At 71.6% G+C, this 25,409-nt stretch carries 27 protein-coding genes; 19 read left to right on the top strand and 8 right to left on the bottom strand.

From position 1 onward, the window contains the following. The first annotated feature begins 51 nt into the window (after positions 1 to 51). The 3 genes from AB0N90_RS00135 to AB0N90_RS00125 all read left to right on the top strand — a co-directional run bounded on the left by AB0N90_RS00135 (position 52) and on the right by AB0N90_RS00125 (position 3,226). Positions 52 to 1,512, top strand: a complete 1,461-nt coding sequence (locus tag AB0N90_RS00135; RefSeq protein ID WP_365192011.1) for a cytosine permease — start codon at positions 52 to 54, stop codon at positions 1,510 to 1,512. Between the two features lie 40 nt (positions 1,513 to 1,552). Continuing rightward, positions 1,553 to 1,912, top strand: a complete 360-nt coding sequence (locus tag AB0N90_RS00130; protein ID WP_365192010.1) for a DUF779 domain-containing protein — start codon at positions 1,553 to 1,555, stop codon at positions 1,910 to 1,912. 75 nt (positions 1,913 to 1,987) lie between these two features. Then, complete coding sequence (locus AB0N90_RS00125) at positions 1,988 to 3,226, top strand: phosphodiester glycosidase family protein (protein WP_365192009.1); 1,239 nt, start codon at positions 1,988 to 1,990, stop codon at positions 3,224 to 3,226. 6 nt (positions 3,227 to 3,232) lie between these two features. Here the strand turns inward: AB0N90_RS00125 and AB0N90_RS00120 are convergent, their stop codons facing one another. From AB0N90_RS00120 to AB0N90_RS00100, 5 genes are all read right to left on the bottom strand, one after another. Next, the gene (locus AB0N90_RS00120; RefSeq protein ID WP_111585455.1) at positions 3,233 to 3,427 is read right to left on the bottom strand and encodes a hypothetical protein; all 195 of its coding nucleotides are present in this window, start codon (positions 3,425 to 3,427) and stop codon (positions 3,233 to 3,235) included. A gap of 129 nt (positions 3,428 to 3,556) precedes the next feature. Beyond that, the gene (locus AB0N90_RS00115; protein ID WP_365192008.1) at positions 3,557 to 4,630 is read right to left on the bottom strand and encodes an acyl-CoA dehydrogenase family protein; all 1,074 of its coding nucleotides are present in this window, start codon (positions 4,628 to 4,630) and stop codon (positions 3,557 to 3,559) included. Beyond that, the gene (locus tag AB0N90_RS00110; RefSeq protein ID WP_365192007.1) at positions 4,627 to 5,808 is read right to left on the bottom strand and encodes an acyl-CoA dehydrogenase family protein; all 1,182 of its coding nucleotides are present in this window, start codon (positions 5,806 to 5,808) and stop codon (positions 4,627 to 4,629) included. The genes AB0N90_RS00115 and AB0N90_RS00110 overlap by 4 nt, the downstream gene beginning before the upstream one ends. Further along, positions 5,805 to 6,770, bottom strand: a complete 966-nt coding sequence (locus AB0N90_RS00105) for an NADPH:quinone oxidoreductase family protein (protein ID WP_365192006.1) — start codon at positions 6,768 to 6,770, stop codon at positions 5,805 to 5,807. Before AB0N90_RS00105 ends, AB0N90_RS00110 begins: the two co-directional genes overlap by 4 nt. A gap of 89 nt (positions 6,771 to 6,859) precedes the next feature. Next, complete coding sequence (locus AB0N90_RS00100) at positions 6,860 to 7,435, bottom strand: helix-turn-helix domain-containing protein (RefSeq protein ID WP_162134057.1); 576 nt, start codon at positions 7,433 to 7,435, stop codon at positions 6,860 to 6,862. Positions 7,436 to 7,609: 174 nt separating this feature from the next. Here AB0N90_RS00100 and AB0N90_RS00095 point away from each other — a divergent pair, with 174 nt between their 5' ends. The 4 genes from AB0N90_RS00095 to AB0N90_RS00080 all read left to right on the top strand — a co-directional run bounded on the left by AB0N90_RS00095 (position 7,610) and on the right by AB0N90_RS00080 (position 11,341). Next, positions 7,610 to 9,148 carry an ATP-dependent DNA ligase gene (locus AB0N90_RS00095; RefSeq protein WP_365192005.1) on the top strand — a complete coding sequence of 513 codons (1,539 nt, stop codon included), beginning with the start codon at positions 7,610 to 7,612 and terminating at the stop codon, positions 9,146 to 9,148. Beyond that, on the top strand, positions 9,145 to 9,618 hold the full coding sequence (locus tag AB0N90_RS00090; protein WP_365192004.1) for an NUDIX domain-containing protein: 474 nt from the start codon (positions 9,145 to 9,147) through the stop codon (positions 9,616 to 9,618). The genes AB0N90_RS00095 and AB0N90_RS00090 overlap by 4 nt, the downstream gene beginning before the upstream one ends. Before the next feature lie 77 nt (positions 9,619 to 9,695). Next, positions 9,696 to 11,081 carry an NADP-dependent succinic semialdehyde dehydrogenase gene (locus AB0N90_RS00085; RefSeq protein ID WP_365192003.1) on the top strand — a complete coding sequence of 462 codons (1,386 nt, stop codon included), beginning with the start codon at positions 9,696 to 9,698 and terminating at the stop codon, positions 11,079 to 11,081. A gap of 26 nt (positions 11,082 to 11,107) precedes the next feature. Further along, entirely contained in the window at positions 11,108 to 11,341 is a 234-nt protein-coding gene (locus tag AB0N90_RS00080) for a DUF6213 family protein (RefSeq protein ID WP_037658862.1), read from the top strand. 26 nt (positions 11,342 to 11,367) lie between these two features. On the opposite strand, the gene AB0N90_RS00075 is transcribed toward AB0N90_RS00080, so the two are convergent. Beyond that, entirely contained in the window at positions 11,368 to 11,706 is a 339-nt protein-coding gene (locus tag AB0N90_RS00075; RefSeq protein ID WP_365192002.1) for a hypothetical protein, read from the bottom strand. Positions 11,707 to 11,891: 185 nt separating this feature from the next. Between AB0N90_RS00075 and AB0N90_RS00070 the strand changes: the two genes are divergently transcribed. From AB0N90_RS00070 to AB0N90_RS00060, 3 genes are read left to right on the top strand one after another with little or no spacing between them, the layout of a single operon-like run. After that, entirely contained in the window at positions 11,892 to 12,956 is a 1,065-nt protein-coding gene (locus AB0N90_RS00070) for a type III polyketide synthase (RefSeq protein WP_037658861.1), read from the top strand. Next, positions 12,953 to 14,176, top strand: a complete 1,224-nt coding sequence (locus AB0N90_RS00065) for a cytochrome P450 (protein WP_365192001.1) — start codon at positions 12,953 to 12,955, stop codon at positions 14,174 to 14,176. The genes AB0N90_RS00070 and AB0N90_RS00065 overlap by 4 nt, the downstream gene beginning before the upstream one ends. Before the next feature lie 7 nt (positions 14,177 to 14,183). Further along, the gene (locus AB0N90_RS00060) at positions 14,184 to 14,729 is read left to right on the top strand and encodes a cupin domain-containing protein (protein ID WP_365192000.1); all 546 of its coding nucleotides are present in this window, start codon (positions 14,184 to 14,186) and stop codon (positions 14,727 to 14,729) included. A 109-nt stretch (positions 14,730 to 14,838) separates the two neighbouring features. Here the strand turns inward: AB0N90_RS00060 and AB0N90_RS00055 are convergent, their stop codons facing one another. After that, on the bottom strand, positions 14,839 to 16,068 hold the full coding sequence (locus AB0N90_RS00055) for an acyl-CoA dehydrogenase family protein (RefSeq protein ID WP_365191999.1): 1,230 nt from the start codon (positions 16,066 to 16,068) through the stop codon (positions 14,839 to 14,841). Between the two features lie 171 nt (positions 16,069 to 16,239). Here AB0N90_RS00055 and AB0N90_RS00050 point away from each other — a divergent pair, with 171 nt between their 5' ends. After that, positions 16,240 to 16,884: a TetR family transcriptional regulator gene (locus AB0N90_RS00050; protein ID WP_128789005.1), complete on the top strand. Its 645-nt coding sequence runs from the start codon at positions 16,240 to 16,242 to the stop codon at positions 16,882 to 16,884. Between the two features lie 26 nt (positions 16,885 to 16,910). Here the strand turns inward: AB0N90_RS00050 and def are convergent, their stop codons facing one another. Then, positions 16,911 to 17,450 (bottom strand): peptide deformylase, encoded by a 540-nt coding sequence (def, locus tag AB0N90_RS00045; protein WP_365191998.1) that lies wholly within the window; start codon positions 17,448 to 17,450, stop codon positions 16,911 to 16,913. 153 nt (positions 17,451 to 17,603) lie between these two features. Here def and AB0N90_RS00040 point away from each other — a divergent pair, with 153 nt between their 5' ends. The 8 genes from AB0N90_RS00040 to rocD all read left to right on the top strand — a co-directional run bounded on the left by AB0N90_RS00040 (position 17,604) and on the right by rocD (position 25,132). Beyond that, positions 17,604 to 18,842, top strand: coding sequence for a MurT ligase domain-containing protein (locus AB0N90_RS00040; RefSeq protein ID WP_361669234.1), 1,239 nt, complete (start codon positions 17,604 to 17,606; stop codon positions 18,840 to 18,842). A 20-nt stretch (positions 18,843 to 18,862) separates the two neighbouring features. Further along, positions 18,863 to 19,591, top strand: coding sequence for a type 1 glutamine amidotransferase (locus AB0N90_RS00035; protein WP_037658850.1), 729 nt, complete (start codon positions 18,863 to 18,865; stop codon positions 19,589 to 19,591). 338 nt (positions 19,592 to 19,929) lie between these two features. Beyond that, on the top strand, positions 19,930 to 20,955 hold the full coding sequence (locus tag AB0N90_RS00030) for a 6-phosphofructokinase (RefSeq protein WP_085562762.1): 1,026 nt from the start codon (positions 19,930 to 19,932) through the stop codon (positions 20,953 to 20,955). Between the two features lie 122 nt (positions 20,956 to 21,077). Continuing rightward, positions 21,078 to 22,028, top strand: coding sequence for a cytochrome c oxidase assembly protein (locus AB0N90_RS00025; protein WP_365192754.1), 951 nt, complete (start codon positions 21,078 to 21,080; stop codon positions 22,026 to 22,028). A gap of 138 nt (positions 22,029 to 22,166) precedes the next feature. Next, complete coding sequence (locus tag AB0N90_RS00020) at positions 22,167 to 22,397, top strand: hypothetical protein (protein WP_361670385.1); 231 nt, start codon at positions 22,167 to 22,169, stop codon at positions 22,395 to 22,397. 45 nt (positions 22,398 to 22,442) lie between these two features. Continuing rightward, positions 22,443 to 22,928 carry an Lrp/AsnC family transcriptional regulator gene (locus AB0N90_RS00015; RefSeq protein ID WP_085562760.1) on the top strand — a complete coding sequence of 162 codons (486 nt, stop codon included), beginning with the start codon at positions 22,443 to 22,445 and terminating at the stop codon, positions 22,926 to 22,928. Positions 22,929 to 23,105: 177 nt separating this feature from the next. Beyond that, the gene (ddaH, locus tag AB0N90_RS00010) at positions 23,106 to 23,915 is read left to right on the top strand and encodes a dimethylargininase (protein WP_361669230.1); all 810 of its coding nucleotides are present in this window, start codon (positions 23,106 to 23,108) and stop codon (positions 23,913 to 23,915) included. Continuing rightward, complete coding sequence (gene rocD / locus AB0N90_RS00005; RefSeq protein ID WP_365191997.1) at positions 23,915 to 25,132, top strand: ornithine--oxo-acid transaminase; 1,218 nt, start codon at positions 23,915 to 23,917, stop codon at positions 25,130 to 25,132. The genes ddaH and rocD overlap by 1 nt, the downstream gene beginning before the upstream one ends. The last annotated feature ends 277 nt before the right edge of the window (positions 25,133 to 25,409 follow it).

The raw sequence follows: 25,409 nt of genomic DNA, 5'->3' as shown, positions 1-25,409 counted from the left end.
GCCCGCCCAATAAGCGACCTGCCTCCCTCACCGCCGCTTACGGAGGGCCCCATGGCGTCCACGCTCCCCGACCCGAGTCCCGATGCGCGGACCATGTCCGCCGAGGAGACCGCCCCCGCCTCCCGGGCCTCCGGCGGCGTGGAGTCGCACGGCATCGACCACATACCGGACTCCGAACGCCGGGGCAGACCGCGGGAGTTGTTCTCGGTGTGGGCCGCGGCCAACGTCAACTATCTGAGCCTGGTGATCGGCGGGGCGCTGGTGCTGATGGGCCTGAGCCTGTGGCAGGCGCTCGCGGTGATCGTCGTGGGCAATCTGTTCTGGCTGCTCACCGGGCTGCTCGCGGTGCCAGGACCGGCGGCGGGCGCGCCGAGCGAGGTCATCACCCGGACGCTGTACGGGGTGCGCGGCAACCGGGTCAACAACGCGGTGACCGGCTGGCTGATCTCCGTCTGCTACTTCGCGCTCAACCTGGCCGCCGCGGCCACCGCCGCCTTCTCCCTGGTGGGCGACACCGGGCTGCCGGTGAACACGGCGGTGAAGGCGCTCGTGGTGGTGCTCATCGCCGCGCTCACCCTCGCCATCAGCGTCTACGGCCATGCCGCGATCGTCCGTCTCTATCTGCCGATCACCCTCGCCCTGACGGCCGTGTTCGCGGTGCTCGCGGTGGTGGTGCTGCGGCACACGGACTTCGGGTACGTCCCGGAGCGGCCGCTGACCGGCAACGCGCTGTGGGCGACCGTCCTCGCCGGTGTCGCCCTGATCGCCTCGGGCCCCCTGTCGTACACCACCAGCGCCGACTTCTCCCGCTATCTGCCGCGCGCCACCCCGGCGCGGGCGGTGGCCGGCTGGACGGCGTTCGGCGGTTTCCTGCCCGGTGTGGTGGTGTGCGGGCTCGGCGCGTGCGCCGCGACCGCCGTCGACATGAACGACCCGGAATCCTCCCTCCAGCCGCTGCTGCCCGCCTGGTTCCGGCCGGTCTTCCTGCTCGCCCTGGTCCTCGGCACCATCGCCCTGAACGCGCTGACCGCCTACAGCGCCGGTCTCGCCCTCCAGGCCGTCGGCCTGCGCATCCGCCGCCAGGTCAGCGTCCTGATCGACGGCACGGTGTCCGTCTCCCTCACCCTGTACGCGCTGCTGGTCTCCAACTTCCTGGACACGGTCGGCGATGTGCTCCAGCTGACCGTGGTACTGCTCGGGCCCAGCACGGCCGTGTACGCCGTCGACATCGTGCTGCGCCGCAACCGCTACGACGGTCCCGCGCTCGCCGACGAGAGCCCGACGGGCCCCTTCTGGTACTGCGGCGGCGTCAACTGGCGTGGCGCGCTGGCCCTTTGCCTGGGCGTGGCCGCCTCCGCGCTGTGCGTCGACACGGTCTACACCGGCCCGCTGGCCACCGCCCTCGGCGGGGTGGACCTCGCCCTCCCGGCGGGCCTCGTGGTGTCCGCCGTCGCCTACGCGCTGCTGATGCGTACCGGCGCGCGCTCTGGACGGCACCCGGCGCATCCATGAGACTGGCCGGGTCGGACGCCCCGGTTTCCAGGACGGTGCCATGGAAGAGGAAGTCCCGCGCGTGCAACTCACCGAGCGCGCCCAGGAACTGGTGCGCCTGCTGCGCGCCCAGCACGGACCGCTGATGTTCCATCAGTCCGGCGGCTGCTGCGACGGCAGCGCGCCCATGTGCTATCCGGACGGCGAGTTCCGCACCGGCGGCTCGGACGTGCTGCTCGCCGAGCTGGACGTGGCGGGTGTGGCGGAGCCGGTCACCTTCTGGATGTCGCGCAGCCAGTACGAGGTCTGGAGCCACACCCGCCTCATCGTGGACGTCGTCCCGGGCCGGGGCAGCGGATTCTCCCTGGAGGCACCCGAGGGGGTGCGTTTTCTCACCCGTTCTCGCGTAGTCGACGCCTAGTCCGCCCGCCGGCCGCCCCGGTCTGCTGCACTGCCCCTGGACACAGGGACAGTTGACGAGACATCAGGGGGCACGGTGACCAGACGTCGCAGGCGTTCGGCAGCGGGCAGAGCGGTTCTCACGGTTGTCACGGCGTTCGGCGTACTGGCCGGCGCGGCCCTCGCGGGGGCCGCGCCGGCCGGTGCCGTTCCGGCGGGCACCACCATCGCGCCAGGCATCACCTACCGGCAGTTCGACCTCCCCGCGGCCGCGGGCAGAACACACGCCCATCTGCTCACGGTCGACCTCGGCGATCCGCGGGTGCGCGTCGGTCTGCTGCACCCGGGGGCGGTGGCCGCGCGGGCCACCGTCTCCACGATGGCGAACGCGGCCAAAGCGGTCGCGGGCGTCAACGGGGACTTCTTCGACATCACCGAGACCCAGCACCCGGGCGTGGACCCCACCGGGGCGAGCGTCGGCCCGGCCGTGGCGGACGGCCGGGTGCTCAAGGCCGCGGTGCCGGACGGCCAGCGCTTCGGCCCCGCGCTGCCACCTGGCACGGACACCGAGGACGTCCTCGGCGTGGGCACCGACCACCGGGCCCGCCTGGACCGCCTCACCCTGACCGGCTCGGTCCGCACCCCGGCGGGGGGCCTGCCCCTGAAGGGCCTCAACCAGTACGCGCTGCCGCAGAATTCGATCGGCGCCTACACCTCCGAGTGGGGCGGCGCCTCGCGCGGGCGCGCGGTCTGCGGCACCGACACGAACCGCGGGGCGGGGTGCGGCGCCGGGACGTACGAGGTGACGGTGCGCGGCGGCCGGGTGGTCTCCGTTGCCGGCGCCCCGGGCAGCGGCGCGATCCCGGCGGGCACCACGGTCCTGCTGGGCCGCGAGGAGGGCGCCCGGCGGTTGCGTCAACTCGCCGTCGGGGACGCGGTGTCGGTGACGTACCGGCTGGTCGCGGCGGCCTCCCGGGTCGCCTACGCCTTCGCGCTCGGCGGCTTCCCGGTGCTGCGCGACGGCGCGCCGCTCGCCGGGCTGAACGACACCACCTCGGCGGTGCGCACCGTGGTGGGCTTCGACGACGGCGGGCGACGGCTGCTGATCCTGGCCCTGGACGGCGCCGTCGCCTACCGGTCCGGTCTGACGGTCGCCGAAGAGGCCACCGCCATGCGGTCGTTGGGCGCCACCGACGCGTTCAACCTGGACGGCGGCGGCTCCACCGAGATGGTCACCCGGGGCGCCGGGGCGGCCGCCGTGACGGTCCGCAACCATCCGAGCGGCGGCGCCGAGCGGCCCGTGGCGAACGGGGTCGGCGTCTTCGCCACGGGCTGACCCGGCTCAGGGCCGCAGGCTGCTCACCAGGGCGGCCGTCGCGTCGAGCCCGTTGTGGATGGTCGGCGCCATGCTCGAACACGCCAGATAGAAGCCGAGCATCATGCAGACCAAGGCATGGGAGACCTTCAGCGAACCGTTGCGCATGAAGATCACGGCCAGGATCAGGAGCAGCAGCACCACAGAGATGGAAATCGCCATCGGGAACCTCCTCCGCCACGCCCATGAGCGGCGTTCGGCCGCAAGTGTGGCGTAGCGGAGGGTTCCGCCGGGCAGCTGACATGTCCTCCGATCGTGTGGTGTTTCAGGCGTTACGGCTCTACCGCTGCTCTAGGGAGCCTGCAGATCGACCAGTTCGGCCAGGGCCTCGCGGTGGGTGCCCGCCGTGCCGTAGGCGAGGGAGTCGGCCTTGGCCCGCTTCAGGCCCAGGTGCACGGGGTGCTCCCAGGTCATGCCGATCCCGCCGTGCAGCTGAAGCGCCTCCTCGGCGGCGCGGACGGCGACGGGGGCGGCGTACGCCTGGGCGACGGCCACCGTGATGTCGGTGTCCTCGCCGGTGGCCAGCGCGTCGGCGGCGGCGCGGGCGGCGGCCCGCAGGTTCACCACCTCCAGCCACAGCTGGGCGAGCCGGTGCTTGAGCGCCTGGAACCCGCCGACCGGCCGGTTGAACTGCTTGCGCTCCTTGAGATACCGCACCGTCTCCGTCAACGCCCAGTCCGCGAGCCCCAGTTGCTCGGAGGCGAGCAGCCCGGCGGCGGCCCGCAGTGCCCGTCGTACGGCGGGCTCCGCGTCCCCGACCCGGCGGCCGGACACCCCGTCGAGGGTGACGGTGGCGAGCGGCCGGGTGAGGTCCAGGGAGACCTGGGGCGTGCGGGTGACGGCGTCGGCGGCCACCGCGTACAGTCCGCCGTCGTCGGCCGGGACGAGCAGCACATCCGCGGCGGCCGCGTCCGCGATGCCGGTCAACTCGCCGTGCAGGGTGCCGTCTTCGAGCCGTACGACCGGTACCGCGGCGCCCGGCCCGAGGTGCAGTCCGACGGCGAGCACGCCGATGGTGCGCCCGGTCGCGAGGCTGCCCAGCAGTTCCTCGTCGCCGCAGCCGAGCAGGGCCTCGGTGGCCACGACCGCGCTGGTGAGGTACGGCACCGGGGCGACCGCCCGGCCCAGCTCCTCCAGGACGACGGCGGCTTCACGGTGGCCGGCGCCCTGACCGCCGAGCGCCTCGGGGATCAGCAGCCCGGCCAGGCCCATGCTCTGCGCGAGGGACTTCCACAGGCCGAGGTCGTGCGGGGCCGCCGACTCGGCGCGGGCGGCGACATCGGCCGCGGCGCAGTGGTCGGTGAGCAGGTCCCGTACGGCCGCCCGCAGCGCCTCTTCCTCCTCCGAGTACAGCAGGTCGGTCATCGGGCCAGGTCCTTCCAGGCGACGTCCTTGTCGGTGCGCGGCTCGGCGGGCAGCCCGAGGACGCGTTCGGCGACGATGTTCAGCAGGATCTCGCTGGTCCCGCCCTCGATGCTGTTGCCCTTGGCCCGCAGATAGCGGTATCCGGCGTCCCGTCCGGTGAAGTCCACCAGTTCCGGGCGGCGCATGGTCCAGTCGTCGTACAGCAGGCCCTCCTCGCCCCGGAGTTCCACTTCCAGGCCGCTGATCTCCTGGTTGAGGCGGGCGAAGGCGAGCTTCATGCCGGCGCCCTCGGGTCCGGGCTGGCCGACGGTGAGCTGCTGGCGCAGGCGTTCGCCGGTGAGCCGGGCGACCTCGGCCTCCACCCAGAGCTTCAGCAGCCGCTGGTGCAGATCGTGGGTGCGCAGCTCCGGGCGTTCCCGCCAGGTCTTCGAGACCGGGCCGATCATGCCGCCCTCGCGGGGCAGCCGCATGCCGCCGATGGCGACGCGTTCGTTGTTGAGCGTGGTCTGCGCGACCCGCCAGCCCTCGCCGACCGCGCCGAGGCGACGGCTGTCGGGGATGCGGACATCGGTGAGGAACACCTCGTTGAACTCGGCCTCACCGGTGATCTGCCGCAGCGGCCGGACCTCGACACCGGGGTCGGTCATGTCGCACACGAAGTAGGTGATGCCCTGGTGCTTGGGCACGGCCGGGTCGGTGCGGGCGATCAGGATGGCCCAGCGGGCGAGATGGGCGCTGGAGGTCCACACCTTCTGCCCGTTGACCACCCAGTCGTCGCCCTCCCGGACGGCCCGGGTGCCGAGCGCGGCCAGGTCGGATCCGGCGCCGGGCTCGCTGAACAGCTGGCACCAGACCTCCTCGCCCGTCCACAGGGGCCGCAGCAGCCGGCGCTTCTGCTCCTCGGTGCCGTACTGGAGGATCGTCGGGGCGGCCATGCCGAGGCCGATGCCGATCCGCCGGGGGTCGTTGTCCGGGGCGCCCGCCGCCTCCAACTCGGCGTCCACGACGGCCTGGAGGGAGCGCGGCGCGCCGAGGCCGCCCAGCCCCTCGGGGTAGTGCACCCAGGCGAGGCCCGCGTCGAAGCGGGCGCGCAGGAAGTCCAGCCGCTCGGTCCGTCCGGGCGGGTGTGCGGCGAGGAACTCCCGGGTGCGGTCGCGCAGTTCACCGGCGTCGCTCACGCGGCCACCTCCGTCGTCACGGCGATCCGGCCGGTGCTGCGGCCGTCCGCCACCTTCTGCACGGCCGCCGCGGCCCCCGCCAGCGGCACCCGCTCGCTCACCAGCGGCTTGATCGCGCCGCGCGCGGCCAGCTCGGTCAGCTGCTCGTGGCAGTGCTGGACCAGCTTGGGGTTCTTGGTGTTGTACAGGCCCCAATGGAGGCCCAGGACGGCGTAGTTCTTCACCAGGGCGTGGTTGAGCGCCGGGGTCGGGATGGTGCCGCTGGCGAAGCCGACGACCACGATCCGGCCCTCGAAGGCGACCAGCTTGGCGGACTGCGCGTAGGCCTCGCCGCCGACGGGGTCGTAGATCACATCCGCGCCACGCCCGCCGGTGGCCGCCTTCACGGTGGCGATGACATCCTCGACCCGCCGGTCCACGACCAGGTCGCAGCCCAACTCCCGGGCGACCGCCGCCTTCTCGGCGCCGCCGACCACGCCGATCACGGTGGCTCCGGCCGCCTTGCCGAGCTGTACGGCCGCGCTGCCGACGCCACCGGCCGCGGCATGCACCAGCAGGGTCTCGCCCGCTTCGAGCCGGGCCCGGCGGTGCAGTCCGAACCAGCCGGTCTGGTAGCCGATGTGCAGCGCGGCGGCCTCCGCGTCGTCCAGCGCCTTCGGCGCGGGCAGCAGGGCGGCGGCGTCCGCGAGGGCGTACTCGGCGAAACCGCCGTAGGGCAGTGCGGGGGTGGCGAGCACCCGGCGGCCGTCCTCGGTCTCGCCGCAGATCTCCACGCCCGGTGTGAAGGGCAGCGGCGGCCGCACCTGGTACTGACCCCGGCACAGCAGCGCGTCGGGGAAGTTGACATTGGCCGCCCGCACCCGCAGCAGCACCTGGCCGTCGCCCGGGACGGGCCGCCCGGTCTCGGTGAGGCGCATCACCTCGCTCGGCTCGCCGTTCTCGTGCACCTGCCATGCCTGCATACGGGGCCTCCACGCGACCGCATCGTCCGACCGGATCCGCCCGCATACTAAGCGGTCGCTTGCCCATCAGGGAACACCCCCCGAAAGGCTCAGGTGCGCGCCGCCGGGCGCGCCCGCACATGCATCCGCTCTCCCTGGGGCCCGAACAGGCTCAGAAACTCCACCGGGCCCTCCCCCGCGGACCCGAACCAGTGCGGGACCCGGGTGTCGAATTCGGCCGCCTCCCCCGCCGCCAGCACCACGTCATGCTCACCGAGCACCAGGCGCAGCCGCCCGGACAGCACGTACAGCCACTCGTACCCCTCATGGCTGCGCGGCTCCGGCTCCTCGGTGCGCCTGGGTTCGAGGACCTTGTACGCCTGGAGGCCGCCGGGCTGGCGGGTCAGCGGCCAGAACGTACGGCCGTGCCGCCGCACCGGCTCGGCCCGCACCCGGGGGTCGCCGACGGGCGGCGCGCCGACCAGCTCGTCCAGCGGGACCTGGTGGGCCTGGGCGATCGGCAGCAGCAGCTCCAGGCTGGGTCTGCGCAGCCCGGACTCCAGTCGGGACAGCGTGCTCACGGAGATGCCGGTGGCTTGAGACAGGGCCGCCAGGGTCACCTCCCGCTCCTTGCGGATCCGGCGCAGCCGGGGGCCCACCTCGGCCAGGACGTCTTCGGTACTCATACAGGCATTGCAGATTCGGCACGCCGAGTTGTCAATCCCGCAAATCCAAAGACCCGTGCATATGCGCCCCGAAGGGGCGCGGGGAACCGCGCGACCAGCCACAACGGACCCGCACCGGACAACGAGGCGCACCCACACCGCGCGTCCGGCGGAGCCCTGCGGCACTCTGAGGTCATGTTGCTCAGTCGGCTCGCCGAGGTCTCGGGGGAGGTGGCCGCGACGGCGGCCAGGTCGCGGAAGGTCGCGTTGCTCGCCGAGTTGTTCCGGGAGGCGGAGGCGGCGGACGTGCCGGTCGTCATCCCGTATCTCGCGGGGCGGCTGCCGCAGGGGCGGCTCGGGGTCGGCTGGAAGGTGCTGGGACGGCACGTACCGGCGGCGGCCGAGGCCACGCTCACCGTCCGCGAGGTCGACGCGGCCCTCACCGAGCTGGGCCGGGTGTCCGGGGCCGGTTCCCAGGCCGAGCGCGCCCGGCTCGTCGGCGCGCTGCTGGGCGCGGCCACCGAGGCCGAGCAGCGCTTCCTCCTCGGCCTGCTCACCGGCGAGGTCCGCCAGGGCGCCCTGGACGCCGTCGCGGTGGAGGGCCTCGCCCTGGCGACCGGCGCGGCGGCGGGGGACGTACGCCGGGCGGTGATGCTGTCCGGTTCGCTCCAGGCCGTCGCCGAGGCCCTGCTGGGCGAGGGTCCCGACGCGCTCGACCGGTTCCGGCTCACCGTGGGGCGGCCCGTGCTGCCGATGCTGGCGCACAGCGCGGCCTCCGTCGCCGAGGCCGTTCAGAAGCTGGGCGCCTGCGCGGTGGAGGAGAAGCTGGACGGCATCCGGGTCCAGGTGCACCGGGACGGCGACACGGTCCGCGTGCACACCCGCACCCTGGACGACATCACCGCCCGGCTGCCCGAAGTGACCGCCGCCGCACTGGAGTTGGGCGGCGACCGGTTCATCCTGGACGGCGAGGTGATCTCCTTCGACGCGGCCGGACGGCCCCGGTCCTTCCAGGAGACCGCGGGCCGCGTCGGCTCCCGCACGGACGTGGCGCGGGCGGCCGAACAGGTCCCGGTCGCCCCCGTCTTCTTCGACGTCCTCGCGGCGGACGACCGCGATCTGCTCGACCTGCCCTTCGCCGAGCGGCACACGCATCTGGCCCGGCTGGTGCCCGAGCCGATGCGGGTGCGGCGCACGCTCGCCGAGGGCCCCGGGGACGTCCCGGCGGCGCAGCGCTTCCTCGCCGACACCCTGGCCCGCGGCCACGAGGGCGTGGTGGTGAAGTCGCTGGCCGCCCCCTACAGCGCGGGCCGCCGCGGCGCCGCCTGGCTCAAGGTCAAGCCGGTGCACACCCTCGACCTGGTGGTGCTGGCCGCCGAATGGGGCCACGGCAGACGCACCGGCAAGCTGTCCAACCTGCACCTCGGCGCCCGCACCGCGGACGGCGGCTTCGCGATGCTCGGCAAGACCTTCAAGGGCCTGACGGACGCGCTGCTCGCCTGGCAGACCGAGCGGCTGCTGCGGCTGGCGGTGGAGGACGACGGCTGGACGGTCCGGGTGCGCCCCGAACTCGTCGTGGAGATCGCCTACGACGGCCTCCAGCGCTCCTCCCGCTACCCGGCCGGCGTCACCCTGCGCTTCGCCCGCGTGCTCCGCTACCGCGAGGACAAGGGCCCCGCCGAGGCCGATACCGTGGAGGCCCTGCTCGCCGCCCACCCGGAGGTCACACCGTGACGGTGCGTACGACGAAACGCAGCGCGGGACTGCTGGTGTACCGGCACACCGGCGACGGGCTCGAAGTGCTGCTCGGCCATATGGGCGGCCCGCTGTGGGCGAAGAAGGAGGCCGGCGCCTGGACCGTCCCCAAGGGCGAGTACGAGGCCGGCGAGCCCCCGTGGGACGCGGCCCGGCGGGAGTTCCAGGAGGAGCTGGGCCTGGCGCCGCCCGACGGGGAGGCCGTACCGCTCGGCGAGGTCGTACAGCGCAACGGCAAGGTCGTCACGGCCTGGGCGCTGCCCGGGGATCCGGACCTGAGCGGCTTCAGCCCCGGCACCTTCACCATGGAGTGGCCGCCGCGCTCGGGACGGCGGACGGAGTTCCCGGAGCTGGACCGGGTGGCCTGGCTCGGCCTGGCGAAGGCCCGTGAGGTGATCATCACCGCGCAGGCCGCGTTTCTCGACCGGCTGGCGGAGCACTCGGGCTGAACAGGCGACCTGGCGTTGCGTCCCGGCGGGCCGCGCGCGAAGGTCGAAGCACAGCCCGCTTCAAGGGGAGGTCAGCTATGCCCATCGCGACGGTCAACCCGGCGAACGGCGAGACGCTCAAGACGTACGAGGCCATGGGCGAGGAGGAGCTGGAACGCCGGCTCCAGCTCGCCGAGGCCACGTTCCGCACGTACCGGACGACGCCGTTCGCCGAGCGCGCCCGGCTGCTGAACCGGGCCGCCGACCTGCTGGAGGGGGACCAGCAGGAGATCGGCAGGGTCATGACCACCGAGATGGGCAAGCCGGCCAAGCAGGCCCGCGCGGAGGCCGTCAAGTGCGCCAAGGCCATGCGCTGGTACGCGGAGCACGCCGAGGCCCTGCTCGCCGACGAAGAGCCCGCCGAGGCGGACGTCCGCGACTCCGGGGCGGCCCGGGTCCGGGTCCGCTACCGCCCGCTGGGCCCCGTGCTCGCGGTGATGCCCTGGAACTTCCCGCTCTGGCAGGTGATCCGGTTCGCGGCGCCCGCGCTGATGGCGGGCAACGTGGGGCTGCTCAAGCACGCCTCCAACGTCCCGCAGACCGCCCTGTACCTGGAGGACCTGTTCCACCGGGCGGGCTTCACCGAGGGCTGTTTCCAGACGCTGCTGGTCGGCTCCGCGGCGGTGGACGACATCCTGCGCGACGAGCGGGTCAAGGCGGCCACCCTCACCGGCAGCGAGCCCGCCGGGCGGGCGGTCGCCGCCACGTCCGGGGAGATGATCAAGAAGACGGTCCTGGAGCTGGGCGGCAGCGACCCGTTCGTGGTCATGCCCTCCGCCGATGTCGACCGGGCCGCCGAGGTCGCGGTGACCGCGCGCGTGCAGAACAACGGGCAGTCCTGCATCGCCGCCAAGCGGTTCATCGTGCACCGCGATGTCTACGACGCCTTCGCCGAGCGGTTCGTGGCGGGCATGAAGGCGCTCAGGATCGGGGACCCGCTGGAGGAGGACACCGAGATCGGACCGCTCGCCAGCGAGCAGGGCCGCGCGGACCTGGAGGAGCTGGTCGACGACGCGCGGCGCAGCGGGGCCGAGGTGCTGTGCGGCGGGGCCCGCCCCGAGGGGCCCGGCTGGTACTACCCGCCGACCGTGCTCGCCGGGATCACCCGCGAGATGCGCATCCACCGCGAGGAGGCGTTCGGACCGGTCGCCACGCTGTACCGGGCCGACGACCTGGACGAGGCGCTGCTCATCGCCAACGACTCCCCGTTCGGACTGAGTTCGAACGTCTGGACGCGCGAGGAGAGCGAAGTCGAGCGGTTCGCACGGGACCTGGAGGCCGGGGCGGTGTACGTCAACGGGATGACCGCCTCCCATCCGGCGTTCCCCTTCGGCGGTGTGAAGCGCTCGGGGTACGGGCGTGAGCTGTCCGGGCACGGAATGCGGGAGTTCTGCAACATCACCACGGTTTGGCAGAGTGCGTGAGGTATGCGCGGCTACCATCTTCTTTTGTGAACCGCGAAGTGACTCTGCCTCTGATCGTCGACGACCGCGGGACCCTTCAGGTGGCCGCCGCCGATGTGAGCAAGTTGTTGCGGACCGTGGGCGGACGCTGGCTGCGGCTGGTCGAGACCGGGGAACAGCGGCTGGACGAGGACACGGTGGCCGAGCTGACGATCGAACTCGCCAAGCTGGCCGACCGTATCGACGTCGCGTGCATCGCGCACAGCAGCGGAGCGCCGTAGCTCTTTGCGCACCTGCAAGTTCCGCCTCACGTCGAGAAGTTCGCCGTCAAAGCCACGATCACGTCCGCCGGGGACGCGTTGAGCACGCGCAAGGCGACGTACGCGGGACAGGCCCGGCAGCCGGCCCGGGGGACCTGATCGCGCGCGCGTTCCGCCGTGATCCCGCATGCCTCGGCGAAGGCCGTGAGGTGCCCGGCGGCCCGGTCGGCGGAGATCACCCACCACTGTTCCGGGGCCGGCACGGCCAGGATCCCGGCGGGCGCCTCGCCGCGTTCGACGAGCGGCACGACCCGGTCTGCCGCGGGGTCCGGGGCGAGGGCCTCGACGGCCGTCCCCAGCAGGGCTTTCGCGTTAACGGCCGGCATGGATTTTTCCCTCGTCCGGCGCCGGAAGTCCTCCTTCGAGCCTGACGCGGCGTCCCCGGTTCGGAGTAACCCAGCGCGAGATCGTGGTCCTGACGGGTGACGGTGGGTGGAGCACCTCCTGAGGTGAACCACCTTCTGACCGGTGGGTGAAGGCCCGCCGGACACGCGGAAAGCAGGGACGGTTCATGGCGACTTTGTGCAGACCCTCGGTGTCGGTCCCGGAGCACGTGATCACGATGGAGGAGACGCTGGAGCTGGCGCGCTCCCGCCACGCGGACCACCCTCAACTGGCGCTGGCACTGAGGCTCATCGAGAACACCGGCGTGAAGACCCGGCACATCGTGCAGCCCATCGAGGAGACCCTCAAGCACCCCGGCTTCGAGGACCGCAACAAGCTCTACGAGCACGAGGCCAAGGCCCGGGTGCCCGCGGTGATCCAACGGGCGCTGGACGACGCCGAGCTCCTCACCACCGACATCGACGTGATCATCTACGTGTCGTGCACGGGCTTCATGATGCCCTCGCTCACGGCCTGGCTGATCAACGAGATGGACTTCGACAGCACCACCCGGCAGCTGCCCATCGCCCAGCTGGGCTGCGCGGCCGGCGGCGCGGCGATAAACCGGGCGCACGACTTCTGCACGGCGTACCCGAACGCCAACGCGCTGATCGTGGCCTGCGAGTTCTGCTCGCTGTGCTACCAGCCCACCGACCTCGGCGTCGGCTCGCTGCTGTCCAACGGCCTGTTCGGTGACGGCATCGCCGCCGCCGTGGTGCGCGGACGCGGCGGCCGGGGCGTCAAGCTGGAGCGCAACGGCTCCTACCTGATCCCGAAGACCGAGGACTGGATCGCCTACGACGTCCGGGCCACCGGCTTCCACTTCCTGCTGGACAAGCGGGTGCCGACCACCATGGAGCCGCTCGCCCCGGCCCTCAAGGACCTGGCGGGCAACCACGGCTGGGACGCCACCGACCTGGACTTCTACATCATCCACGCCGGCGGTCCCCGCATCCTCGACGACCTCAGCAAGTTCCTGGAGGTCGAGCCGAACGCGTTCCGGTTCAGCCGGTCCACGCTCACCGAGTACGGCAACATCGCGAGCGCCGTCGTCCTGGACGCGCTGCGCCGGCTGTTCGACGAGGGCGGCCCCGAGGAGCGGGCGCGCGGACTGCTCGCCGGCTTCGGCCCCGGCATCACCGCCGAGATGACGGTCGGCCGCTGGACCGACGGCGACGGGGGCGGGCGATGACGGAGACCGAGGAGGCGACTCTCGCCGAGGCCGTGCCACCGGTCCGCCACTGGCCGGCGCTCGACCTCACCGGAACCGACTTCGACCCGGTGCTCGCCGAGCTGATGCGCGAGGGCCCGGTCACCCGCATCCAGCTGCCCAACGGCGAGGGCTGGGCGTGGCTGATCACCCGGCACGACGATGTGCGCATGGTGACCAACGACCCCCGCTTCGGCCGCGAGGCGGTCATGGACAAGCCGGTCACCCGGCTCGCCCCGCACTTCATACCGGACCGCGGCGCGGTCGGCTTCCTGGACCCGCCCGACCACACCCGGCTGCGCCGCTCGGTCACCGCGGCCTTCACCGCCCGGGGTGTGGAGCGGGTGCGCGAGAAGGCGCGGGGCATGCTGGACGAGCAGATCGACCAGCTCCTCAAGGACGGCCCGCCGGCCGATCTGACGGCGGCGATCCTCAGCCCCTTCCCCATCGCGGTGATCTGCGAGCTGATGGGCGTCCCGGCGGCCGACCGGCACGACATGCACGAGTGGACCCAGCTGATCCTGTCCTCCGCGCACGGCAAGGAGGTCAGCGAGCGGGCCAAGCGCGAGATGAGCGCGTACTTCTCCGGTCTCATCGGGGCGCGCGGGAGCAGCACGGCCGAGGACGTCACCTCGCTGCTGGGCGCCGCCGTGAGCGCGGGCGAGGTCACCCTGGAGGAGGCCGTCGGACTCGCCGTCCTCCTCCAGATCGGCGGCGAGGCGGTCACCAACAACAGCGGGCAGATGTTCTATCTGCTGCTGACCCGCCCCGACCTGGCCGAACGGCTGCGCCACGAACCGGAGATCCGCCCGAAGGCGATCGACGAGCTGCTGCGGTACATCCCGCACCGCAACGCGGTCGGGCTGTCCCGGATCGCCCTTCAGGACGTGGAGATCAGGGGTGTCCGCATCCGCGCGGGCGACGCGGTCTATGTGTCGTACCTGGCCGCGAACCGCGACCCGGAGGTCTTCCCCGACCCGGAGGAGATCGACTTCTCCCGGTGTCCCAACCCGCATGTGTCGTTCGGCTTCGGGCCGCACTACTGCCCGGGCGGGCAGCTCGCCCGGCTGGAGTCCGAGCTGCTGGTCGACGCGCTGCTGGACCGGATCCCGGGTCTGAAACTGGCCGTACCGGCCGAGGAGGTGCCCTTCAGGAAGGGGGCGCTGATCCGCGGTCCCGAGGCCCTGCCCGTGATGTGGTGATCCGGCGATGACGACGATCGAAGGGCTGACATCGGCATCGGTCGACGGGCTGCTCGTGCCGCCCGGCCAGGGCCGGGTGGTGGAGACGCCCGCACAGCGGGTCACGTTCAAGGTCACCGGCACGCACTCGCGGATGGCCTCCACCTTCGAGGTGGAGGTCCCGCCGGGCTTCGACGTCGGCGCCCATGTGCACACCCGCAGCGAGGAGTTGTTCTACGTCCTGGAGGGCGAGCTGGACGTGCTCGCCTTCGAGCCCCGCATCCGCACCCCCGACAGCTGGAAGGGGTGGGAGTCGAGTTCGGGCAACCGGGTGGTGCGGGCGACCCCGGGCACGGTCATCGTCGTACCCCCGGGCTGTCCGCACGCCTTCGCGAACCCCACGGACACCCCCGCCAAGATGTTCTTCCAGGCGAGCCCGCCCCCCGACCACGAGCGCTATTTCGAGGAACTCCTCGAAATCCTCCGCGACGGCGGCCCGCCCGATCAGGAGGCGATAGAGGCCTTGCGGCTGAAGTACGACATCGAACAACTCACACCCTTGAAACACGGGTGATTCGAGCGCCCCCGAAGGGGCGCGGGGAACTGCGCGATCAGTCACCGCCAACGGGCGGCCGAAATCGCACAGTTCCCCTTTTCGGCGTTACCGAAAAGCGAGCGGATCGCTACCGGATCGGCATTCCGGAAAGCGTCCGGGCGATGACGAGCCGCTGAATCTCGCTCGTCCCCTCGAAAATCGTGTAAATGGCCGCGTCCCGGTGCATCCGCTCCACCGGATATTCCCGGGTGTACCCGTTCCCGCCCAGGATCTGGATCGCCTGCGCGGTCACCTTCTTCGCGGTCTCGCTGGCGAACAGCTTCGACATCGAGCCCTCGGCGGCCGTGAACCGCTTGCCGCTGATGGCCATCCAGGACGCCCGCCACACCAGCAGCCGGGCCGCGTCGATCTGCGTCCGCATATCGGCGAGCTGGAATGCGACGCCCTGGTTGTCGATGATGGGGCGCCCGAACTGCTCCCGCGTCCTGGCGTATTCGAGCGCGACCTCATAAGCGGCGCGGGCGGTGCCGACGGCCATCGCGCCCACCGCGGGCCGGGACGCCTCGAACGTGGCCATCGCCGCGTTCTTCACACGTTCGCCACCGGCCGCCTTCGCCTTCTCCCTGGCGCGCGCCAGGCGCTCGTCCAGCTTCTCCTTGCCGCCGAGCAGGCAGGAACCGGGAACGCGCACGTCATCGAGGACGACCTCGGCGGTGTGCGAGGCGCGAATGCCGTGCTTCTTGAACTTCTGGCCCTGGGCGAGACCCCGTGTGCCCGGCGGGATGATGAAGGAGGCATGGCCCTTGGAGCCCAGCTCCGGGTCGACGCTGGCCACGACGACATGGACGTTGGCGATGCCGCCGTTGGTCGCCCAGGTCTTCGTGCCGCTGATCACCCACTCGTCGGTGGCCTCGTCGTACACCGCACGTGTGCGCATGGACGCCACGTCGGAGCCGGCGTCGGGCTCGGAGGAGCAGAACGCGGCGACCTTCACATCGGTGGCGTCGCCGTACATCTGCGGGATCCAGGTGCCGATCTGTTCCTCGGTGCCGTTGGCGAGGACGCCCACCGCGGCCAGGCCGGTGCCCACGATGGACAGGGCTATCCCCGCGTCGCCCCAGAACAGCTCCTCCATGGCCATCGGAATGCCGAGGCCGGTGGGGTCGAAGTACTGCTGTGCGTAGAAGTCGAGGGAGTAGATGCCGACCTTCGCGGCCTCCTGGATGACCGGCCAGGGGGTCTCCTCGCGCTCGTCCCACTCGGCGGCCGCGGGCCGGATCACATCGGCGGCGAAGCCATGGAGCCAGTCCCGGACTTCCTTCTGTTCGTCGTTCAGCTCCATGGTGAACTCGGCCATGTCCCCTCCAGCGGCGGTACGATGTGTTACTTGCGGTAACCCGAGTCTGTTACTGACCGGTAGGAAAAGTCAACCTGCACTGACCTCTCGGTATCCCGTTCGATGTCAGCGGCCCGGTCAGTGTTAGTTTGCGCAGGCGTCACCGAATCAACACGGGTGGGGAGAGCATTCATGGACACCACACAGCGGACCGATCAGCAACGGTCCGCCGACCGCCGACGGCGCGAGCTGCTGGAGGCCGCCGACCGGGTGGTGCTCCGCGACGGCCCGCAGGCGTCGATGAACGCGATCGCCGCCGAGGCGGGGATCACCAAGCCCATCCTCTACCGGCACTTCGGCGACAAGGGCGGACTCTACGCCGCGCTCGCCAAGCGGCACACCGACGCCCTCCTGTCCTCCCTGCGGGCCGCGCTCGACGCTCCGGCGGAGCGGCGCGAGCGGGTCGAGTCCACGCTGGACACCTACCTCGCCGCCATCGAGGCCCGGCCCCAGGTCTACCGGTTCCTGATGCACCCCTCCGAGGGCAGCACCGGCACCGACCAGGGCTTCGACGTCGGCAAGCACAGCGCCCCGCTGCTGCGGCGGATGGGCGAGGACCTGGCCCAGGTCATCGAGGAGCGGGTGGACCTCGGCCCCGGCAGCCAGCAGCTCGCCCGGGTGTGGGGGCACGGGATCGTCGGGATGATGCACGCGGCCGGCGACTGGTGGCTCGGCGAACGCCCCTGCTCCCGCGCCGAGTTGGTGCGCTCGCTCGCCGACCTGCTGTGGGGGCGGCTCGCGGCCGCCGGGGACCGGGTGGGCGGCCCGGGGTTCTGAGCCACGACTTCGGGGCCCCGGGGGGATCACCGGCTCCAGGCGGCCCGCCCGATCTGCCGCTCCAGCCTCCGCCTGCGCCACCCGGTCACCCGGTCCGCGTACACCCCGCCCGCCAGGTGGTCGCACTCGTGCTGGAGGCAGCGCGCGAAGAAGCCCGTGCCATGGACGGTGACGGGCGCGCCGGTGACCGTGAACCCCTCGACCACGGCATGGTCGTACCGCTCGGTGCCCGCCTCCAGGCCCGGCAGGGACAGGCAGCCCTCGGGCCCCCGCAGCACGATCCCGTCCGTCGCGACCAGACGGGGATTCACCACATGCCCGAGATGCCGGACATCGTCGTCGTCCGGGCAGTCGTAGACGAACACCCGCAGCGGCACCCCGACCTGATTCGCGGCCAGGCCCACCCCCTGGGCCGCGTACATCGTGGCGAACAGGTCCTCCACGAGCGTCGCGAGGCGGGGGCCGAAGTCGGTGACGTCCTCGCAGCGTTCGCGCAGGCAGGGGTCGCCGAGCAGGGTGAGAGGCCGGACGCGCCCGTGGACGCCCGGAATGGAACCGTGTCGCATGGCGGCAAGGGTACGGTTCGTTCAGCTCATGCCCGCCGCAGTGGGTGCGGACCGGGATTCGGGTGTGCGAATGGATCTCGATAGGCTGAGGGTTCACACCACGTTGCCGGATGGCCCCAGGCGCGGCGCGTACGCAAGGAGGATCGAGAACTGATGGCAGGCAACTCGGACCCGCTCACGCCGCGGGCCAAGCTGGCCGTGACCGCGGGCAAGGCGGTCGCGGCGGCATCGCGGGCCGCCGGACGTGGCAGCGGGTCGGTGATCGGAGGCAAGGTCGCACTGCGACTCGACCCCGACCTCCTGGCGCGGCTGGCCCAGAACCTGGACGTCATCCTGGTGTCCGCCACCAACGGCAAGACCACCACCACCCGGCTCATCGCGGAGGCGCTGCGCGCCGCGGGCCCGGTCGTGTCGAACGCGCTCGGCGCCAACATGCCGGCCGGCATCACCTCCGCGCTGGCGGGCGGCTCGGACGCCAAGTTCGGCGTCATAGAGGTCGACGAGAAGTACCTGGCCGGAGTGGCCCGGGACACCGACCCGAAGTGCATCGCGCTGCTGAACCTCTCCCGCGACCAGCTCGACCGCGCCGCCGAGACCCGGATGCTCGCCGAGAACTGGCGCGAGGGCCTGGCCGGCTCCAAGGCGGTCGTCATCGCCAACTGCGACGACCCGCTGGTCGTCTGGGCCGCCTCCTCGTCCCCGAACGTGGTCTGGGTCGCGGCCGGTCAGATGTGGAAGGACGACGCCTGGTCCTGCCCGTCGTGCGGTGGCGTGATGCAGCGCCCCGGCGACGACTGGTACTGCGGCGAGTGCGGCTTCCGCCGGCCCACGCCCAGCTGGGCGCTGTCCGGGGACCACGTCCTCGACCCGCACGGCTCCGCCTGGCCGATCCACCTCCAGCTGCCGGGCCGCGCCAACAAGGCCAACGCGGCCAGCTCCGCGGCCGTCGCCGCCGTCTTCGGGGTGCCGCCGCAGGTCGCCCTTGAGCGGATGTACCAGGTGCAGGCGGTGGCCGGCCGGTACGACGTCGTGCAGTTCCAGAACCGCGATCTGCGCCTGCTGCTGGCCAAGAACCCGGCCGGCTGGCTGGAGACCTTCTCGCTGATCGACCCGCCGCCCGCCCCGGTGATCCTGGCCGTGAACGCCCGCGGGGCCGACGGCACCGACACCTCCTGGCTGTGGGACGTCGACTACACCCGGCTCACCGGTCACCCGATCTTCGTGCTCGGCGACCGCAAGCTGGACCTCGCGGTACGCCTGGAGGTCGCGGGCCAGCACTTCCAGGTCTGCGAGAACCTCGACCAGGCCGTGCAGCTGTGCCCGCCCGGCCGCATCGAGGTCATCGCGAACTACACCGCGTTCCAGGACCTGCGCCGCCGCGTCGGCAACTGATCTTCGAAGGGGATCACCTCATGAGCGACAACCAACTGCGGCTGGTGTGGATCTACCCGGACCTGCTGAGCACCTACGGCGACCAGGGCAACGCCCTTGTCGTGGAGCGCCGGGCCCGGCAGCGCGGCCTGGACGTGGCCCGGCTCGACGTGCGCAGCGACCAGCCGATCCCGACCTCCGGGGACATCTACCTGATCGGCGGCGGCGAGGACCGTCCGCAGCGGCTCGCCGCCGAGCGGCTGCGCCGTGACGGACACCTCCAGCGGGCGGTGCAGAACGGCGCCATCGTCTTCTCCGTGTGCGCCGGCTACCAGATCCTCGGCCACGAGTTCATCAACGACCTCGGCCAGCGCGAGCCGGGCCTCGGCCTGCTCGACGTGGTCTCGGTGCGCGGCGAGGGCGAGCGCTGCGTCGGCGACGTGCTCGGTGACATCGACCCGCAGCTCGGCCTGCCCCCGCTGACCGGCTTCGAGAACCACCAGGGCGTCACCCACCTCGGCCCGACCGCCCGCCCCTTCGCGCGGACCAAGATCGGCCGGGGCAACGGCACCGGGGACGGCACGGAGGGCGCGTACAACGGGACCGTCTTCGGCACGTACATGCATGGTCCCGTCCTCGCCCGCAACCCGCTGATCGCCGACCTGCTGCTGAAGCTGGCGCTCGACGTCAACGCGCTGCCGCCGATCGACGACCGCTGGTACGACGCCCTGCGCGAGGAGCGCATCGCGGCGGCGCAGCAGCCGGCGTAGGCACGATCACGCAGGAGCCCGGTGCTCGCGCGGCCGCACGCATACGGCCGCGCGAGCACCGGGCTTCGGCCGTCACCGGCACCGGGCTTCGGCCGTCGCGCGCACCGGGCTTCGGCCGTCGCGGTCACCGGCGTAAGCCTCGCGTCAGGGGCTTCTCAGCGGGTTCCGGCAGGCTCGTGGTGGGCCCGCCTGACAGCTCGTCCGCTCATCTGGGCGGACGCGTCCAGCAGGCGGACGCCCGCTACGGAGCCACCCCCTCACGCCGGTAGGGTGACCGGGAATCCGCCGGACAACGTGGTCCGGTCTCCCGGCCCACGTTCGAGAAGGTAATACGGGCTATGCGCATTGGTGTCCTCACGTCCGGCGGCGACTGCCCCGGTCTGAACGCCGTCATCCGGTCCGTCGTGCACCGTGCGGTCGCCGACCACGGCGACGAGGTCATCGGTTTCCGGGACGGCTGGAAGGGCCTCCTGGAGTGCGACTCCGTGAAGCTCGACCTCGACGCCGTCGGCGGCATCCTGGCCCGCGGCGGCACCATCCTCGGCTCCTCCCGGGTCCGCCCCGAGCATCTGCGCGACGGCGTCGAGCGGGCCAGGGGGCACGTCGCGGAGCTGGGGCTGGACGCGATCATCCCGATCGGCGGCGAGGGCACCCTCAAGGCGGCCCGGCTGCTGTCGGACAACGGGCTGCCCATCGTGGGCGTGCCCAAGACGATCGACAATGACATCGCTGTCACCGATGTCACCTTCGGTTTCGACACCGCCGTGACCGTGGCGACCGAGGCCCTGGACCGGCTGAAGACCACCGCCGAGTCCCACCAGCGGGTACTGATCGTGGAGGTCATGGGCCGGCACACCGGCTGGATCGCCCTGCACTCCGGCATGGCGGCCGGCGCCCACGCCGTCGTCGTACCGGAACGGCCCTTCGACATCGAGGAGTTGGCCCGCAAGGTCGGCGCGCGGTTCGCGGCGGGCAAGCGGTTCGCCATCGTGGTCGCCGCCGAGGGCGCCAAGCCCCGGGCCGGTTCCATGGAGTTCGACGAGGGCGGCAAGGACGTCTACGGCCATGAGCGCTTCGCCGGCATCGCCCGCCAGCTCTCCATCGAGCTGGAGCAGCGCCTCGGCAAGGAGGCCCGGCCGGTCATCCTCGGGCATGTGCAGCGCGGCGGCACGCCGACCGCCTACGACAGGGTGCTGGCCACCCGCTTCGGCTGGCATGCCGTGGAGGCGGTGCACCGGGGCGAGTTCGGGATGATGACGGCGCTGCGCGGCACCGACATCGTGATGGTGTCGCTGGCCGAGGCCGTGGAGACCCTGAAGACGGTCCCGGTGGAGCGGTACGACGAGGCGGAGTGCGTGCTTTAGTCCGGCCCTGAACTACCCGCCCCCGGTCATCGGCATGATCGGGGGCGGTCCTACTCTTATGGGCGGACAGAAACGTACAACCCCCATGAATCAGGAGCCGCCGCATGGATCACATGGGACACATGGATCACAGCGGGCACGGCATGGTGATGGATCTGCCGCCGTTCACGCTGGGGCGGGGGCTCGCCTTCTCGGCCGAGCCCTTCTTCCTGATCACCTGCCTGCTCGGGCTCGGCCTGTACGCGTGGGGGGTCGTACGACTGCGCCGGCGCGGCGACACCTGGCCCGTGGCCCGCACCTTCTCCTACGCCATCGGTGTGCTGACCATCATGCTGGTGATGTGCACCAAGCTGAACGACTACGGGATGGTCATGTTCAGCGTGCACATGGTGCAGCACATGATCATCAGCATGCTGTCGCCGATCCTGATCCTGCTCGGCGCCCCGGTCACCCTGGCACTGCGCGCGCTGCCGACCGCGGGCCGGGGCCGCAAGGGGCCGCGCGAGCTGCTGCTGATGCTGCTGCACAGCCGGTACATGCGGGTCATCACCCACCCGCTGTTCACCATCCCGATGTTCATCGCGAGCCTGTACGTGCTCTACTTCACCCCGCTGTTCGACTTCCTGATGGGCTCGAAGACCGGGCACATCGCGATGATGGTGCACTTCCTCGCCGTCGGTGTCGTCTTCTTCTGGCCGATCATCGGTGTGGACCCGGGCCCGCACCGGCCGGGTCATCTGATGCGGATGCTGGAGCTGTTCGCGGGCATGCCGTTCCACGCGTTCTTCGGCATCGCGCTGATGATGGCGTCCACCCCGATGGTGAACACCTTCCTGCACCCGCCCGCCTCCCTCGGCATCGACCCGCTGTCCGACCAGAACAACGCCGGCGGCATCGCCTGGGCCTTCAGCGAGGTCCCGTCCGTGCTGGTGCTGATCGCGCTGCTGTTCCAGTGGTACGGCTCCGAGCAGCGCCACGCCAAGCGCAAGGACCGGCAGGCGGACCGGGACGGCGACAAAGAGCTGGCGGAGTACAACGCCTACCTGGCGTCCCTGAACGCACGCCAGGGCTGAGCCGGCCGCGCCCCGGGGCGGCGTCGGGGGTATCCCCTACGGGCGGCCGCCGGGGCACCATGGTCGGACGGAACAGGACCGGACGGTCCATGAGCCGGACGGTCCATGAGCCGGACGGTCCATGAGGAGGGTCTCGCGATGACCGGTTCCACCGATGGCTCCCCGCACGACTTCCCACACGACTTCGCGCCCGGCTCGATGCGCGGCTCCCCCCATGGCGGCGCCATCAGGACGATGGGCGCGCTCACGGCCGGCACCCTCGTCGCCGTGACCGCCTACACCGTCGCGCTCGGCGGCGACGGCTGGCTGTGGTTCGGCTGGGTGGTGCTGGGGCTGCTGACCCTCGCCATGGCCGTCACCCAGTCGTAGCCGCCCCCGGCGTCCCGGACGCTCCCGGCTGATTACATTGCCCGCATGAGCAGCAGGACCGCGTCCTTCGACGAACTCGACCGCAAGATCATCACCGCGCTGATGGCGAACGCCAGGACCAGCTTCGCCGAGATCGGCGCGGCGATCGGGCTGTCCGCGACGGCGGTCAAACGGCGTGTGGACCGGCTGCGCGAGACCGGGGTGATCACCGGGTTCACGGCGACGGTCGAGCCCTCCGCGCTCGGCTGGCGCACGGAGGCGTACGTCGAGGTCTACTGCGAGGGCGCGGCCCCGCCCCGGCGGCTCGCGGAGGTCGTCCGCAACCATCCGGAGATCACGGCGGCCATGACGGTGACCGGCGCCGCGGACGCGCTGCTGCATGTGCGGGCGCGGGACGTGGACCACTTCGAGGAGGTGCTGGAGCGGATTCGCACCGTGCCCTTCATCCGGAAGACGATCAGCGTGATGGTGCTCTCCCATCTCATCCCCGACAGCCCGGAGGCGGGTGCCACCCAGGCGGCCCCCGAGTGACCCGGAGATGACCTCCGGAGGGTGATCGGGAGTATGCGCACCAGGGCTGCGTGATCGAGCCCGACAACGCAGCGATGTTGCAGGTCCACGCAGCTTTTTGCGCTTGTCGCGCGTCCTCGTTCCTTCCTACCGTGGAGTCACCCAACAGTGACAGACGGAAACCGGAGGGAACCCTCTGTGTCCGAAAGCCGTGAATCGCGCCCCCGGCGCTTCCTGGTCTGTGAACCCAGACACTTCGCGGTGCAGTACGCGATCAATCCCTGGATGAACCCCGACCGGCCGGTCGATGTGGACCTGGCGCGCGAGCAGTGGCAGGAGCTGATCCGCGTCTACCGCGCCCACGGCCATACCGTCGACGCCGTCGAGCCGGTGCCGGGCCTGCCCGACATGGTCTTCGCGGCCAACGCGGCCTGTGTGGTCGGCGGCCGGGTCTTCGGCTCGCTGTTCCACGCGCCGGAGCGGCGCCCCGAGTCGCTGCACTACGACACCTGGTTCAAGACGGCGGGCTACACCGTCTACCGCCCCGAAGCGGTGTCCGAGGGCGAGGGCGACCTGGTGTGGACGGGCCGGTACGTACTGGCCGGCACCGGGTTCCGCACCACCCGGGAGGCGCATCGTGAGGCACAGGAGTTCCTGGGGCACCCGGTGATCGGCCTGACGCTGGTGGATCCGTACTTCTACCATCTGGACACGGCGCTGTTCGTGCTGGACGACGCCAATGTCTGTTACTACCCGGAGGCGTTCTCGCCGGGCAGCCGCGAGGTGCTGCGGCGCCTGTTCCCGGACGCGGTGGAGGCCACCCGCGAGGACGCGATGTCCTGGGGCCTGAACTCGGTGTCCGACGGCCGGCACGTGTTCATCGCACCCCAGGCGGAGGCGCTGTCCGAGCGCCTCGCCGACCACGGTTACGTCCCCGTCCCCGTCGACCTGTCGGAGTTCCACAAGGCCGGCGGTGGCATCAAGTGCTGCACCCAGGAGATCCGCTGATGACCGCACCCGCGCGCGCCCGTACGTCCGACGACCTGATCCGTGCGGAGGAGCCGGTCCTGGCGCACAACTACCACCCGCTCCCGGTGGTCGTGGCACGGGCCGAGGGCACCTGGGTGGAGGACGTCGAGGGCCGCCGCTACCTGGACATGCTCTCCGGGTACTCGGCGCTCAATTTCGGCCATCGTCACCCGGCGCTGATCGAGGCCGCCCACCGCCAGCTGGACCAGCTCACGCTCACCTCCCGGGCGTTCCACAACGACCGGCTCGCCGAGTTCGCGGAACGGCTCGCGGCGCTGACCGGCCTGGACATGGTGCTGCCGATGAACACCGGCGCGGAGGCGGTGGAGAGCGGCATCAAGGTGGCCCGCAAGTGGGCCTACGACGTCAAGGGCGTCCCCGCCGGTCAGGCCACGATCGTCGTCGCGGCGGACAACTTCCACGGCCGTACGACGACGATCGTGAGCTTCTCCACCGACGAGACGGCACGGGCGGGCTTCGGCCCGTTCACCCCGGGGTTCACGATCGTGCCGTACAACGATCTGGCCGCGCTGGAGGAGGCCGTCGACGAGAACACGGCGGCGGTGCTGATCGAGCCCATCCAGGGCGAGGCCGGGGTGGTCATCCCGGACGACGGCTATCTGACCGGGGTGCGCGAGCTGACCCGGCGCAAGGGCTGTCTGTTCATCGCGGACGAGATCCAGTCGGGCCTCGGGCGTACGGGCCGCACGCTCGCCGTCGACCACGAGGACGTGGTGCCGGACGTGCTGCTGCTCGGCAAGGCGCTCGGCGGTGGCATCGTGCCGGTGTCGGCGGTGGTGGCCCGGCGCGAGGTGCTGGGCGTGCTGCACCCGGGCGAGCACGGCTCGACGTTCGGCGGCAACCCGCTCGCGGCGGCTGTCGGCATCGCGGTGCTCGAACTGCTGGAGACCGGTGAGTTCCAGCAGCGGGCCGCCGAGCTGGGCGTGATCCTGCGGGACGGCCTGACCGAGCTGGTGGGCAAGGGCGTGCTGGGCTTCCGCGCCCGCGGTCTGTGGGCGGGCGTCGACATCGACCCCGCGATCGGCACCGGGCGCGAGATCAGTGAGCGCCTGATGCGGGAGGGGATCCTGGCGAAGGACACCCACGGCTCCACGATCCGCCTGGCACCGCCGCTGACGATCACACCGGAGGAACTGCGCTCCGCGCTCGGGACGCTGGAGCGAGTACTGAGCTAGGGCCTTCCTTTCGGATCAGGTCGGCCACGGCCAAGGGCCCCTCTCGGCTGACCCGAGCGGGGTCTGGTGCGTGCAGCTGCAAGGCGGAGGAGTGAGTCGACGCGGAGCATCGGCGAGGGACGACAACGCCGCAGATGTGCGTCCCAGACCCCGCGACCCCGACAAGACCCGAAAGAAAGGCCCTAGTACTGCAACGGTGTTTGCCGTGACTGATGGCCAGGTTGGTCGTTGGTGTGGTTATGGGTGGGGACCTTGCTGATGTCAGGTTGTGGGCGGG

The sequence above is a fragment of the Streptomyces sp. NPDC093018 genome (assembly GCF_040684035.1).
Classification (GTDB): Bacteria; Actinomycetota; Actinomycetes; order Streptomycetales; family Streptomycetaceae; genus Streptomyces; species Streptomyces murinus.
The sequence above is the reverse complement of the archived record's forward strand: the minus strand, read 5'-3'. Positions and strand labels throughout refer to the sequence as shown.